At 69.1% G+C, this 14,113-nt stretch carries 9 protein-coding genes; 3 read left to right on the forward strand and 6 right to left on the reverse strand.

What is annotated here, in order from left to right:
• Window positions 1-3: 3 nt before the first annotated feature.
• From ACQBAU_RS13260 to ACQBAU_RS13270, 3 genes are read right to left on the reverse strand one after another with little or no spacing between them, the layout of a single operon-like run.
• The gene (locus ACQBAU_RS13260) at window positions 4-576 is read right to left on the reverse strand and encodes a Pvc16 family protein (RefSeq protein ID WP_465256817.1); all 573 of its coding nucleotides are present in this window, start codon (window positions 574-576) and stop codon (window positions 4-6) included.
• Between the two features lie 2 nt (window positions 577-578).
• Entirely contained in the window at window positions 579-2,600 is a 2,022-nt protein-coding gene (locus tag ACQBAU_RS13265; protein ID WP_465256816.1) for an ATP-binding protein, read from the reverse strand.
• Window positions 2,601-3,221, reverse strand: coding sequence for a response regulator transcription factor (locus tag ACQBAU_RS13270; RefSeq protein WP_434551156.1), 621 nt, complete (start codon window positions 3,219-3,221; stop codon window positions 2,601-2,603).
• A 151-nt stretch (window positions 3,222-3,372) separates the two neighbouring features.
• Here ACQBAU_RS13270 and ACQBAU_RS13275 point away from each other — a divergent pair, with 151 nt between their 5' ends.
• On the forward strand, window positions 3,373-4,593 hold the full coding sequence (locus tag ACQBAU_RS13275; protein WP_465256815.1) for a pyridoxal phosphate-dependent aminotransferase: 1,221 nt from the start codon (window positions 3,373-3,375) through the stop codon (window positions 4,591-4,593).
• 72 nt (window positions 4,594-4,665) lie between these two features.
• Here the strand turns inward: ACQBAU_RS13275 and ACQBAU_RS13280 are convergent, their stop codons facing one another.
• From ACQBAU_RS13280 to ACQBAU_RS13290, 3 genes are all read right to left on the reverse strand, one after another.
• Window positions 4,666-5,088, reverse strand: coding sequence for a VOC family protein (locus tag ACQBAU_RS13280; RefSeq protein ID WP_434551154.1), 423 nt, complete (start codon window positions 5,086-5,088; stop codon window positions 4,666-4,668).
• A gap of 34 nt (window positions 5,089-5,122) precedes the next feature.
• Complete coding sequence (locus ACQBAU_RS13285) at window positions 5,123-5,551, reverse strand: helix-turn-helix domain-containing protein (RefSeq protein ID WP_434551153.1); 429 nt, start codon at window positions 5,549-5,551, stop codon at window positions 5,123-5,125.
• Window positions 5,552-5,743: 192 nt separating this feature from the next.
• Window positions 5,744-9,040, reverse strand: a complete 3,297-nt coding sequence (locus ACQBAU_RS13290; RefSeq protein ID WP_465256814.1) for an Rne/Rng family ribonuclease — start codon at window positions 9,038-9,040, stop codon at window positions 5,744-5,746.
• Window positions 9,041-9,439: 399 nt separating this feature from the next.
• On the opposite strand from ACQBAU_RS13290, the gene ACQBAU_RS13295 reads away from it, so the two are divergent.
• A complete protein-coding gene (locus tag ACQBAU_RS13295; protein ID WP_465256813.1) occupies window positions 9,440-11,944 on the forward strand; it encodes a phosphoketolase family protein in 2,505 nt (834 codons plus the stop codon).
• Between the two features lie 59 nt (window positions 11,945-12,003).
• Window positions 12,004-14,109: a phosphate acetyltransferase gene (gene pta, locus ACQBAU_RS13300; RefSeq protein ID WP_465256812.1), complete on the forward strand. Its 2,106-nt coding sequence runs from the start codon at window positions 12,004-12,006 to the stop codon at window positions 14,107-14,109.
• Window positions 14,110-14,113: the final 4 nt, after the last annotated feature.

The following is a 14,113-nucleotide window of genomic DNA, read 5'->3' on the forward strand; positions in this document are numbered from 1 at the left end:
GAGTCAGGCCCGGTCGACCCCGATCCGCTCCTCGATCTCCACCGTCTCGACCGGGGGTCCGGCTTGCTCGTAGGTGAGCGCGTCGACGGTGACCGTCACGACCAGGTCAAGCCCAGGTTTCAACTGCCCGCCCAGGGCGGACCAGAAGTCGGAGTTGTCACCGGAGTTGGGGGCCAGTGCCAGCTGGGGCAACGGGGCCACCGTCGACAACGGCCCCTTGCAGTACTTCTCGTCGATCTCGTTGTTGATCAACAGTGCGGTCATCACCCGCCCCAGCAGGGCGTGCTCGTCGTCGACCTCGGAGGTCCACGCGGTGACCAGGTAGCGGCAGTCCAGCTTCGGCCGCGGGCCATGCCGACGGGTCCCGTACTCATCGGTGGTGGTGGTCATGATCCCGAGTTCACGTTCGGCCAGGTTGGGCCGGACGTCCCACAGGTACAGGTTGACCGTCGGCCGGGTGACCCGACCGCCCCATTCGCGGTCCGGCGCCTCGAAGGCAATCTCGACGTCCTTCGTCGCCAACGGCACCTTCGCGCGCAAGAAGGCCGCCAGTGACCCGTCCAACAGGTTGAGCATGATCAACCAGCCTTCCTCGATGCGTCGGTCGTCGCCTGCTCGTCGGTGATCAGGTGGTAGTACGGCCCGAAGTCCGCTTCGGTCTGCAACCGGCCCGCCTTCTGCAGTTCCCGCTTCATCGCCAACACCAGGTGCTCCATCCCGATCGGCTGCTGCTGTTCGGCAGCAAGGAAGGCGGCCGCGACGGCGACGTTGCGGATCATGCCACCGGTGACGGCGAACCGGTCGGCCATGAAGTCCAGGTCGAGGCCGACCGTAGGTGCCGCCGCCGGCAGGTTGCGGTGCCACAGGTCGAGTCGCTGTTCCTCGTCCGGCGACGGAAACTCCACCGTCGCGGTGAGTCGGCGGACGAACGCCTGATCGATGTTGCGGCGCAGGTTGGTCGTCATGATCACGCACCCGTCGTACGAGTCCAGCCGCTGCAGCAGGTACGACACCTCGATGTTGGCGTAGCGGTCGTGGGCGTCGCTGACCTCGGTCCGCTTGCCGAACAGTGCGTCAGCCTCGTCGAACAACAGCACCGCCGCAGCCGCCCGGGCGGCGTCGAAGATCTGGTCCAGGTTCTTCTCGGTCTCCCCGATGTACTTGCTGACCACCGACGCCAGGTCCACCCGGTACAGGTCCAGCCCGAGGTCACCGGCGATCACCTCGGCGGCCATCGTCTTGCCGGTCCCCGAGGGGCCGGCGAACAGGGCCACGATGCCGGTCGACGGCACCGGCCGGAAACCCCAACCCTGATAGACGGTTCGGCGGTGCCGGTAGCGGCTCGTCAGCTCCCGCAACTGCATGATCAGCTCGGGCGGCAGCACGAGGTCGTCCCAGCCGTACGACGGGCTGGTCCGCACCGCGTGGCGGTCCAGTTGCCCGGAGGCGAGACGGCGGATGCCGCGGACCACCACCTCAGCCGGGTCGTGCGGGCCCTCCCGATCGATCGACCGGGCCAGCAGTCGCAGCTGCTCGCGGTCCAGCGGATGGTCCGGCAGGTGGGTCTCGGTGCCCAGCACGTCGACCCAGTCGTCGGGGCTCGCGGTGCCGTCGGTCAGGTGGATCTCCCGCAACGGCCGTCGTGGCAAGCCGTCCAGCGACAGCTCCTGCCGGCTCGACAGCGCCCACGCCACCGGGGCGGCCTCGATCACCGCGACGACATCGGGCGTCAACGGCCCGGTCGTCTCGACCAGCACCCCGGCGCGGCTGACCACGGCCTCGCGGGTGAGGGCCAGCGCGGCGGCCGGCGTCCCCGGGGTCGTGGTCACCAACATCGCGGTGCCGCTCCACTGCCGGGCGACCGCTTCCCGCCGCGACTGCCGATCGGCTCCCGACACCAGCACCAACCGCTCGCCGTCAGGGCCGACCCCCTGCCGGTCGAGCCCTTGCCGGTCGGGCCCTTGCCGGTCGGGCCCGGCCGGCACCGACTCGGTGCCCGCAGGCACCCCTCGATCGAGATGATCACCTGCGGTCAGGTGCCAGCAGACCCGCTCGGGCACCAGCAGTTGCCGACCGGCCCAGGTGCCGGTCCGGTCCACCTCGAGCAGACCCGAGCGCAGCAGCGGCGCGTCCGGCGAGGCCTGGGCCAGCAGCTGGATTCGTCGCAGCAGCGCCAGGGTCGGTCGTGGGCAGCGGACGTCGTCGTTCAGGTAGGCGACCAGCTGTTGACGACCCAGGTCGGTCTCCACCGCGACCGCGAGTGCCAGCACCCGGGCGTCGAGTGGTCCGAGCCCGGCGGCCGCACACAACCGGGCGAAGCGGGAACCACCCCGCTCCCCACCGGCCAGGTCGGCATCCAGCCCGGCCTCGGCCTCGGCCACCGCCGCCGCGGTCTGCTCCGTCACGGCTCGGGCCGACGCCTCGTCGAGGCCGCCGATCCCGGGCAGGGTACGCAGCAGCCGATCGGCATCGTGGTCGTCGACGACGACCCCGGCCACGGGTCGCGGTGGCACGCCACCTGCGGTGCGCCACAGCAACGCTTCGCGCTGCAGGACGACGTCGACCCAGCGTTCCCAGCCCGGGGGGACCGGGCCCGACACTCAGATCACCCCGGAGCGGGTGGCCAGCGCCACCGCGTGTGCCCTCGTTCGACAGTTCAGCTTCATCATGATGTCGTGCACCACGTTCTTGACGGTGCGCTCGGAGTACGACATCTCCTGGGCGATGTCCAACGTCTCGGCGCCCTCGGCCAGTCGGCGCAGCACGTCCCGCTCGCGCGTCGTGAGGGCCCCCGTACCGCCGAGGGCCACCGTGCGGGCGTACGACATCGCCCTGATCATCATTTCGGCCGGGGCGGTGGTGGAGCCGGCGCCGACCGTACGCAGGGTGTTCGTCAAGGTCTCCGGGGTGAGCTCGTCGTGACGCAGGATGGCGCGCACCCCCGACTCGATCAACAGTGGGATCTCCCCGGCCTGGTCCTCGCGCATCGTGACCACCACCCGGGTCGGACGCCCGGTGACGAGCCTGATCACGTGCCGCAGCACGCCGGCGTCGAGTTCAACGATGAACAGTCCGACACCGTCCAGTCTGGGCACGGGCCGCAGCCCTGCGCTCTCCCCGATCACGGTGAACCCGTCGGCCGTCAACGACGCCGCCATCCCTCGCCGGATGATCGCGTGCTGGTCGTCCAACCACACCGTGGCATACAACCCCGTCTCCACCTTCAGAGTTATAGCCCAACCCTGCCGCTACCGGAAGACCTGCTCCAATATTTTCATTAGTTCGTGTTGTTTGGATCGTTTCTGTCCGGCACGACGGCCGCTGGGCGAGCGTTGCACCACCGCATGCCGGGCTCCGTGCCAGACTGATCCGGTGAAGCCGATCACCCAGTCGAGCAAGTTGAAGGACGTCCGCTACGACGTCCGCGGTCCGATCCTGGTCGAGGCCCAGCGCCTGGAGGCTGCCGGCCACCGGATCCTGAAGCTCAACATCGGCAACCCTGCCCCCTTCGGCTTCGAGGCCCCGGCCGAGATCGTCAGCGCGATGATCCACGAGTTGCCGGAGGCCCAGGGCTACTCCGACTCCCGCGGCATCTACGGCGCCCGGACCGCGGTCGCGCAGTTCTACCAGCAGGAGGGACTGACCGAGACCACGCTGGACCAGGTGTTCATCGGCAACGGGGTCAGCGAGATGATCAGCCTGGTGCTGCAGGCCTTCCTCGACAACGGGGACGAGGTGCTGGTGCCGGCACCGGACTACCCGCTGTGGACGGGCATGGTCACGCTGGCCGGCGGCAAGGCCGTGCACTACAGCTGTGACGAGGCGAACGACTGGATGCCCGACCTGGCCGACATCGAGTCCAAGATCACCCCGGCGACCAAGGCCTTGGTGATCATCAACCCGAACAACCCGACCGGTGCGGTGTACTCCAAGCAGATGGTCGCCGACCTGGTCGACATCGCCCGACGCCACGACCTCACGGTGATGTCGGACGAGATCTACGAGAAGATCCTGTACGACGATGCGGTCCACCACCATGCGGCGGCCGCCGCCGATGACGACGTGTTCTGCCTGACCTTCTCCGGGCTGTCGAAGGCCTACCGGGTCGCCGGCTACCGGGCCGGCTGGGTGATGGCCTCGGGCCCGACCTACCGGGCCGCGGACTTCCTGGAGGGCCTGACCCTGCTGGCCAACATGCGGATGTGCGCGAACGTCCCGGCCCAGCACGTGATCCAGACCGCCCTGGGTGGCCGCCAGTCGATCACCGAACTGATTCTGCCGGGCGGCCGGCTGCTGGAACAGCGGAACGTGGCGTACGACCTGCTCACCCGGATCCCCGGCGTCAGCTGCGTCAAACCGCAGGGGGCGCTGTACTGCTTCCCGCGACTCGATCCGGAGGTCTACCCGATCGCCGACGACGAGAAGTTCGCGATCGACCTGCTGCGGGCGACCAAGATCCTGATCACCCATGGCACCGGGTTCAACTGGCCCCGCCCGGACCACTTCCGGCTGGTGACCCTGCCCAGCGTCGACGACCTCACCGAGGCGCTGGAGCGGATCGGCGAATACCTGACCTCCATCGCGCGCACCTGAGCCGTCACACGGCAAGGCCCCCCGAGCTTGTCGAGGGGCCAGTCGAAGGGCGCCGATGCCCCCGGACCGAGATCAGGCCGGACTGGTGGTGTGACTGGGCTGGTTCATCCGGATGTTGTTGCCGAACGGATCACGGAAGCCGAAGTCGATTCCGTACGGCTGCTCCGTCGGCTCCTCCGGCACGTCGACTCCCTTGGTCTTCAGCTCGGCGTGGGCGGCCCGGGCGTCGTCGGTGGTGAAGAACAAGGTGCCACCGGAAGCGCCCTTGGTCACCATGGCGCGGACCGCCTCGGCGGTCTCGGGGTCGTACCCGGGCGGTCCGGGCTTCTCGAGCAGGATCTCCCGGTCGGTGCCGGGGACCTTGACGGTCAGCCACCTCATCGGACCGAAGTCCACGTCGGCGGACACCTCGAGCCCGAGCGTGTTCACGTAGAAGTCGAGGGCTTGATCCTGGTCGGTGACGAAGATCTGCGAAATGGTCAGGTTGTTGATCATGGAACCACCCTAGGAGTACGTCGCTGGGTTCTGCTTATCCGAAACTGCTCTGCTGGCACCCGACGACCCAGTGCTCCGACGGTCGCGCCCACCGCATCGTGAAGCACGACGGCACGTCGGGCAACCGACCCCGGCGGCGGTAGGTGCTGGGGCTCTCCCCCACTATCGCGGTGAAGGTCCGGCTGAAGGTGCCCAAGCTCGAAAAACCGACCTCGAAGCAGATCTCGGTGACCGACTGGTTGCCCTGCCGGAGCAGGAACATCGCCCGCTCGACCCGGCGCCGCTGCAGGTATCGATGCGGTGTCTCGGCGAACACGGCCCGAAAGCTGCGGCTGAAGTGGGCGGGTGAGACGTGGGCCGCCGCCGCCATGGCAGGCACGTCGAGGGGTTCGGCGAAGGCCCGGTCCATCATGTCTCTGGCGCGCAGCATCCTGCGGTTCAGGTCCTCCTGTGCCTCGCCCACAGCCACCACTCTAGGTGCGACGACGCCACCGGCCGCACGGGCGCTCTCCTCAGATTCCGTAGAGCGACCGGTCGACGGGGCTGGAACGGGGACGCCCCGCCGAGGTTGCGCCGTCGGACCAGGTCGACCGGTCGCTTTGCGGAATTCGGGCCGGCCGAGGTGACCGGACCGTGGCTCGGTGCGCCGCCGACCTCAGCCTTCGGCCGGCTCCGGCTCGTCCTGGGCAGCCGTGGCCGCCGCGGTCGGGGTTGGCTGGTCGGGCTCCGCTGCCGACTCGCCGGTCGACGTGGGCTCGGCCGTCGACGGTGCCCCCGGATCCGGGACGGCCACCGCCGCCTCCTCAGGTGCACCACTGGACGTGGTTGCCGTACCGGTCACCAACGCTTCCAGCGCGGCGGCGACATCGTCTCGCGGCTGCACCGCAGCCGCAGTGGTCTGCTCCCGTTCGGCTTCCTTGGGCTCGTCACCGTGGTCCTTGCGCAACGACGCCGGGGGCGGCGGCATCACCTTGGGCAGCGGCTGCCGCGGCGGCGCCTTCGGGGTGTCGGCCTGACGGCGCTTGTTGCCACCGTTGCCGCCTCCCCCGGTGCTGCCTCCCCCGTTGCCGTTGCCACCGTTGCCGTTGCCGCCGCCCTTGCCACCGCGGTTGCGGCCCCGGCCGTGGTGCTGGCTGTCGTCCTGCTCGGGGATGACCGGCAGGTCGTGGGCCACGTGGCCGCGGCCGTTGCAGTGCTCGCACGGCGTGGTGAACGCCTCGCCGAGCCCGATGCCGATCCGCTTCCGGGTCATCTGCACCAGGCCGAGGCTGGTCACCTCGGCGACCTGGTGGCGGGTGCGGTCACGTCCCAGGCACTCGACCAGTCGACGCAGCAGGAGCTCGCGGTTGCTGGGCAGCACCATGTCGATGAAGTCGATCACGATGATGCCGCCGACGTCGCGGAGCCGGAGCTGCCGGACGATCTCCTCGGCCGCCTCCAGGTTGTTGCTGGTGACGGTCGCCTCGAGATTGCCGCCGCTGCCGGTGAACTTGCCGGTGTTGACGTCGATCACCGTCATCGCCTCGGTGCGGTCGATGATCAACGAACCACCCGAGGGCAGGTGCACCTTGCGGTCCAACGCCTTCGCGATCTGTTCGTCGATCCGGTTCGCCGCGAACACGTCACCCTCATCGGTGTTCCACTGCTTGACGCGATCGACCAGGTGCGGCGCCACGTGCTGGACGTACGCGAGCACGTTGTCGTACGCGTCGTCGGAGCTGCCGTTGCCGCTGATGACGAGTTCGCCGAAGTCCTCGGTGAACAGGTCACGCACGATCCGTACGGTCTGGTCCGGCTCGGTGTAGAGGGCCTGTGGGGCGCCGCCGTTCTTGACCTTCTTCTCGATGGCCTCCCACTGCGCCTTCAGCCGGGTGACGTCGCGGACCAGCTCGTCCTCGCTGGCGCCTTCGGCTGCGGTCCGTACGATCACGCTGGCCTGGTCGCCGACGTGGTCGGCCAGCACCTGCTTGAGCCGCTTGCGCTCGTTCTCCGGCAGCTTGCGGGAGATCCCCGAGAGGTGGCCCCCGGGCGAGTACACGATGTAGCGGCCGGGCAGTGAGATGTGGTTGGTGAGCCGGGCACCCTTGGCCCCGATCGGGTCCTTGGTGACCTGCACCAGGATTGTCTGCCCCGACTTCAGCGCGCTCTCGATCTGGCGATTCTTGCTGTCGCGGGAGTCCCAGTCGACCTCGCCGGCGTAGAGCACGGCATTGCGGCCCTGGCCGATGTCGATGAAGGCGGCCTCCATCGACGGCAGCACGTTCTGCACCTTGCCGAGGTAGACGTTGCCGATCAGTGACCGGGTCGAACTCTGGTCGACGTAGTGCTCGACCAGGATGTCGTCCTCGAGGACGGCGATCTGGGCCATGTCCTCGCGCTGCCGGATGATCATGCTGCGCTTCACCGACTCACGGCGGGCGAGGAACTCGGCCTCGCTCAGCACCGGTGCGCGGCGGCGTCCGGCTTCGCGACCCTCGCGGCGTCGCTGACGCTTCGCCTCCAACCTGGTGGAGCCGTCGATGCCGGTGACCGCGTCATTCGCGCGGCGGCGGGCCGTCTCGTCGCTGTCCTCCCCACCACGGCGGCGACGACGCCGACGACGACGTCGCCCGCCATCAGCCGAGTCGTCGTTGCCGTCGTCGTTCCCGGACTGGTCGGTCGAGGACGTCTCGGACTTGTCTGCCTGCTCGTTGCCGGAAGCGCCCTCGGCACTGCCGTCGCCGGCGTCGGAGTCGCCATCGTTGTCATCGTCGCCACCACCGCGACGGCGGCGGCGGCCACCCCGGCGACGACGCCGCCGACGACCGCCGGCTCCGTCACCGTCGGTGTCGCCGTCCTGGCCCTCCGCGTCATCGGAGTCGTTCTCGGCGTCGGAGTCGTCGGCCTCCGAGCCCTGGGCCCCCGAGTCATTCGACTCGGAACCCTCCGACGCGGCATCCTTCGACTCGGTCTCCTTCGAGCCGGCCTTGGCGTCGGAGCCGGTGGCGTCACCGGTCGAGGCGTCATCACCCTGCGCATCTGCGTCGGCAGCGGCTGGGTCGGCTTCCTCGGCCTCGGTCTCCTCGGCCACCTCGGCCCCGTCCTCCGCCTTGGTCGGCCGAAGCGCGGTGAGATCGATCTGAGGGACCGCGAACGGATCCGACACCGGGCGTCGCCGGCTGCGGCTGCGGGACGTGCGTGAGGCACGGTCGGCCTGATCGCCGTCCGGCTGGGTGGTGTCGGCATCGGTACCGGTCTGGTCGGCGGCAACCGACGTGGCAGCCTCGGCCTGAGGTCCGGCCGCGACCGTGTCGGCCTTGTCGGAGTCGGCCTTGTCGGAGTCGGCCTTGTCACCGCTGTCCTTGGCCGCGGCACTGCGTCGGCCACGCGTGGAGGTGGTGGCCTTGCGCGTACGGCGTCGCGTGCCGGACTCGGCCGGCGCGGTCTCGGCACCGTCGGCCTTCGCGTCATCGGCCTTCGCGTCATCGACCTTCGCGTCATCGACCTTCGCGTCATCGACCTTCGCGTCATCGACCTTCGCGTCGTCGACCTTCGCGTCGTCGGCCTTCGCGTCGTCGACCTTCGCGTCATCGACCTTGGCGCCGTCGGTGTCGACCTTGGCATCGTCGGTGTCGGCCGACCGGGTCGCCGCGGTCTTCGTGGGGGCACCGGCCTTGCGGCGGGCGGTACGACGACGTCCCACAGGGGCGTCGAAGACCGGGTCGTCGGCGACCTGCGGCTGACGGGCCTCTCCCTCGTCAACGGTCTCGGCGACCGGCGCGGCAGCAGCGGGCTGCTCCGAAGCAGCCACGGTCGCGGGCTGGGCCGTCCCAGCAGCGTCGGTCGGGGCGGCGGGTGACTCGGCCGGTGGCCCGGCGGGCCGACTGGCGGCGCGACGACGCCGACGTGGAGCGGGCTGTGCCGCCTCGTCCGCGGTGTTCTGGGTGTTCTGATCTGACTCGTGCTCGAGCATGCATGCTCCTTCACACGCGCCGCAGCGCGCGACTGGTACGCCGCCTCGGGGCGGCAAAGCTGGCGGTGTCGGCCGGGGGCCCGGTCACCGCGGTCGCACCTTGCGCGTCGCGGTCACTGCTGGACGGCGTCGTGAGCTGTCACCTCAACGACTCCCCGGTCGAGCTGTAGGGCACTGGGTGTGCTCCTCAACCTGTTCGCCAGTATCCCACACGCTGCACGAAAACCGCGACACGACCGCTGACACGATCCCGCGTCGCGCTCGACACCGCGGCGCGACGATGACCGAGCACCCATCCCCACCACGCCCCGTGAGACAGGGCGGGGCCGGGCCACTCCCGCCCCGGTCCCCGCATAGACTGACGATCAGCGCCACCCGTCTCGCGGTCGGAGGAAGCACATGCCCACGTCCCCAACGTCACCCGAGAAGTCGTCCGGGTCAACGAAGAAGTCGGCACGCACCACGGCAGACTCACCGGTCGAACTGGATGCCGCACTGAACCGCGTCCACAACTGGTGGCGTGCGGCCAACTACCTGTCCGTGGGCCAGATCTACCTGGCCGACAATCCGCTGCTGCGTACCCCGCTCACCCGCGACCACGTGAAGCCGCGGCTGCTGGGCCACTGGGGCACCACACCCGGCCTCAACTTCCTGTACGCACACATGAACCGCGCCATCATCGAGCGGTCCCAGTCGACGATCTACATCACCGGTCCTGGCCACGGCGGTCCCGGCCTGGTGGCCAACGCCTATCTGGACGGCAGCTACACCGAGGCGTACAGCAACATCTCCGCCGACACCGACGGCTTGCGCGCCCTGTTCCGCCAGTTCTCCTTTCCCGGCGGGATCCCGTCGCACGTCGCGCCGGAGACCCCAGGCTCGATCCACGAGGGCGGCGAACTGGGCTACGCGTTGTCGCACGCCTACGGGGCGGTCTTCGACAACCCGGACCTGCTGGCCTTCACCGTGGTGGGTGACGGCGAAGCCGAGACCGGCCCGTTGGCCACCTCGTGGCACTCCAACAAGTTCCTCAACCCCCGCACCGACGGGGTCGTGCTGCCGGTGCTCCACCTCAACGGGTACAAGATCGCGAACCCGACGGTGCTGGCCCGGATCCCCGAGTCCGAGCTCGAGGACCTGATGCGTGGCTACGGCCACACGCCGTACGTGTTCACCGGTGGCTTCGACAACGAGCCGTACGAGGCGTGCCACCAACGCTTCGCCACCCTGCTCGACGAGGTGCTGGACCACATCGCCGAGATCAAGGACCGGGCCGCGAAGCTCGACCCCGACGAACCGGTGGAGCGGCCGGCGTGGCCCATGATCATCTTCCGGACGCCGAAGGGTTGGACCGGCCCCGACTCCGTGGACGGCAAGCGCACCGAGGGTTCGTGGCGTTCCCATCAGGTGCCACTGTCGAACGCCCGCGACTCCGACGAACACCTGGCCGTCCTGCACGACTGGCTGACCAGCTACGGCCCCGACGAGCTGTTCGACGCCGAGGGTCGGCTCGACGACGACATCGCGGCACTGGCACCGGCCGGCCGACTGCGAATGAGTGCGAACCCGCACGCCAACGGTGGCGAACTGCTGGCGGACCTGCGACTGCCCGACTTCCGAGACTTCGCCGTACCCGTTGAGAATCCGGGCTCCCCGGTCACCGAGGCGACCCGGCAGCTGGGCAAATACCTCGCCGAGGTCATCCGTCGCAATCCCGACAACTTCCGGATGTTCGGCCCCGACGAGACCGCGTCGAACCGGCTGCAGGACGTGTACGAGGCCACCGACAAGCAGTGGCTGGGCGAGTACCTGCCGACCGACGCCGATGATCATCTGGCACCGTCCGGACGGGTGATGGAGGTGCTGTCGGAGCACCAGTGCCAGGGCTGGCTGGAGGGCTACCTGCTGACCGGCCGGCACGGACTGCTCAGCTCGTACGAGGCGTTCATCCACATCGTCAACTCCATGTTCAACCAGCACGCCAAGTGGTTGAAGGTGACCAACGAGATCCCGTGGCGGCGTCCGATCGCGTCGCTCAACTACCTGCTGTCCTCGCACGTGTGGCGGCAGGACCACAACGGGTTCTCCCACCAGGACCCGGGCTTCATCGACCACGTGGTCAACAAGAAGGCCGACATCATCCGGGTCTACCTGCCACCCGACACCAACACCCTGCTGTCGACCTGGGACCACTGCCTGCGGTCCCGGCAGTACGTGAACGTGGTCGTCGCCGGCAAGCAGCCCAACCCCAACTACCTGTCCATGGACGCAGCCATCGCCCACTGTGCAAGGGGTCTGGGCGTCTGGGAGTGGGCCGGCACCGAGCAGCCCGGTAGTGATCCCGACGTGGTGCTGGGGTGTGCGGGCGACGTACCGACGATGGAGGTGCTCGCTGCCGCAGACCTGCTGCGCCGACACATCCCCGAGCTCTCGGTGCGGGTGGTCAACGTGGTGGACCTGATGCGGTTGCAGGACGAGAGGGAACATCCCCATGGGCTGAACCAGCGCGACTTCGACACCATCTTCACCGCCGACAAGCCGATCATCTTCGCCTACCACGGTTATCCGTGGCTGATCCACCGGTTGACGTACCGGCGCCACGGCCACCCCAACCTGCACGTCCGCGGCTACAAGGAGGAGGGCACCACCACGACGCCGTTCGACATGGTGATGCTCAACGACCTCGATCGCTACCACCTGGTGTTGGACGTGATCGACCGGGTGCCCGGACTGGCGACCCGGTACGCGGGCGTGCGCCAGGAGATGGTCGACGCCCGCTACCGCGCCCGGGCGTGGACCCGCGAGCACGGTGAGGACATCCCCGCCGTACGGGACTGGTCGTGGCCCGGTTCCGGCGACGCCGGCAGCGCCATGGCGGCCGACACCGGCGGCGACAACGAGTGACCCGGCACGGGCTCGACCATGAGCAGTCCCCCGACTCCGTCGTGTGATTCGATGGCCTCGTGACGCGCAGCATCTACCTGTCCTCCCCCGAGGGGCAGGCCGGCAAGAGCATCATCGCCCTCACCGTGATCGAGCTGTTGGCCCGTCGGGTCGGCACGATCGGTGTGTTCCGACCGGTCACCCGCAGCCGTGACGAACGCGACACCGTGGTCGAGCTGCTGGTGGCCCACGAGGCGGTCGTGACACCGTACGAACAGGCGCTCGGCGTCACCTACGACGAGGTGCACACCGATCCTGACGCCGCCCTGTCACAGATCGTGCAGGGCTACCGTCGGGTGAGTCGGGGCTGCGACGTGATGATCATCGTCGGTTCCGACTTCACCGACGTCGCGACACCGACCGAGCTGATCTTCAACGCCCGGGTCGCCGCCAACCTCGACGCCCCGGTGCTGCTGGTCGTCCCGGCCCTCGACCGTGACGTCGACGAGGTGGCCCAGGTCAGCCAGGTCGCGGTCGCCGAGATCGAACAGGCCCACGCCCACACCGTCGGCGTGGTGGTGAACCGATGCACCGGGATCGACCTCGACGCGGTCCGGACGACCGTGGCCGAGGTCCTGGCCGATGATCATGGTCGGGTCCGCGGTCGACACCAGGTGGCCGTCTGGTCGGTGCCCGAGATCCACGGGCTCGCCGCCCCCACGGTGCGTCAGGTGAACCAGGCCCTCGACGGAGAGCTGATCCTGGGCAGTGACGACGTGACCGACCGCGAGATCGAGCACACGCTGGTGGCCGGGATGAACGTCGAGCACGTCCTGGAACGGCTGGTGGACGGACAGCTCGTGGTCGCGGCCGGTGACCGCCCCGAGGTACTGATCGCGCTGTACGCCGCACACGCCTCGGCGACGTACCCGTCGCTGGCCGGGATCGTGCTCAACGGCGGGTTCCGGCCACCCGAGAACGTCCGGGACCTGTTGCTGGGCCTGGACGCGGAGCTCCCGGTGGTCGCCGTCGAGCACGGCACCTTCGAGACCGCCTCGCGGATCGCCGGGGTCCGCGGCGTGATCTCCGCCGGGACGCAGCGCAAACGGGACCTGACGCTCAACATCGTGTCGCAGCACCTGGATGCGGAATCGCTGCTGCAGGTGCTCGAGGTGCCACGAGCCCACATCGTCACCCCGCTGATGTTCGAGACGACCCTGCTCGACAATGCGAGCCGCGACCGCCGCCACATCGTGCTGCCCGAAGGATCCGACGACCGGGTGCTGCGGGCCGCGTCGACGCTGCTCACCCGACAGGTGGCCGAGCTGACCATCCTCGGCGAGGAACGGGCCGTCCGGGACCGCGCCGCCGCCCTCGGCCTCGCGATCGAGTCCGCCACCGTGATCGACCCGACCAGGTCCGAGCTGGTCGACGAGTTCGCCGAGACGTACGCCACGCTGCGGAGTCACAAGGGGATGACGGTCGAGCGGGCCCGGGAGATCGTCCGCGACGTGTCGTACTTCGGCACGCTGATGGTGCACACCGACCGGGCCGACGGGATGGTGTCGGGTGCGGCCCACACCACCGCCCACACGATCCGGCCCAGCTTCGAGATCATCAAGACCAAACCGGACACCGAGGTGGTGTCGTCGGTGTTCCTGATGTGCCTGGCCGACGAGGTGCTGGTGTACGGCGACTGTGCGGTGATCCCTGATCCCGACGCCCAGCAGCTCGCCGACATCGCGATCTCCTCGGCGGCGACCGCGGCCCAGTTCGGGGTGGAACCGCGGATCGCCATGCTGTCCTACTCCTCCGGCGACTCCGGGTCCGGCGCGGAGGTGGAGAAGGTGCGCGAGGCGACCGCGCTGGTCCGACAGCGGCGCAGTGACCTCGCGGTCGACGGACCGATCCAGTACGACGCGGCGGTGGAGCCATCGGTCGGTGCGAAGAAGATGCCCAGCTCCCCCGTCGCGGGTCGGGCGACGGTGTTGATCTTCCCCGACCTGAACACCGGCAACAACACCTACAAGGCGGTGCAACGGTCCGCCGGCGCGGTGGCGATCGGCCCGGTGCTGCAGGGCCTCAACAAGCCGGTGAACGACCTGTCACGTGGCGCGACCGTACGCGACATCGTCAACACGGTGGCGATCACCGCCGTGCAGGCCCAACAGACGCAGCAGGGGTGACGGA

Origin of the sequence: Carbonicoccus niuqiaonis (assembly GCF_050157065.1) — a bacterium.
In the GTDB taxonomy this organism is placed as follows: Bacteria; Actinomycetota; Actinomycetes; order Propionibacteriales; family Propionibacteriaceae; genus Avipropionibacterium.

Bases quoted from the DNA above. Each gene is read 5' to 3' on its own strand.
- ACQBAU_RS13260 (WP_465256817.1), bottom strand. From the start codon at position 576: ATGCTCAACCTGTTGGACGGGTCACTGGCGGCCTTCTTGCGCGCGAAG.
- ACQBAU_RS13280 (WP_434551154.1), bottom strand. From the start codon at position 5,088: ATGATCAACAACCTGACCATTTCGCAGATCTTCGTCACCGACCAGGAT.
- ACQBAU_RS13290 (WP_465256814.1), bottom strand. From the start codon at position 9,040: ATGCTCGAGCACGAGTCAGATCAGAACACCCAGAACACCGCGGACGAG.
- ACQBAU_RS13295 (WP_465256813.1), top strand. From the start codon at position 9,440: ATGCCCACGTCCCCAACGTCACCCGAGAAGTCGTCCGGGTCAACGAAG.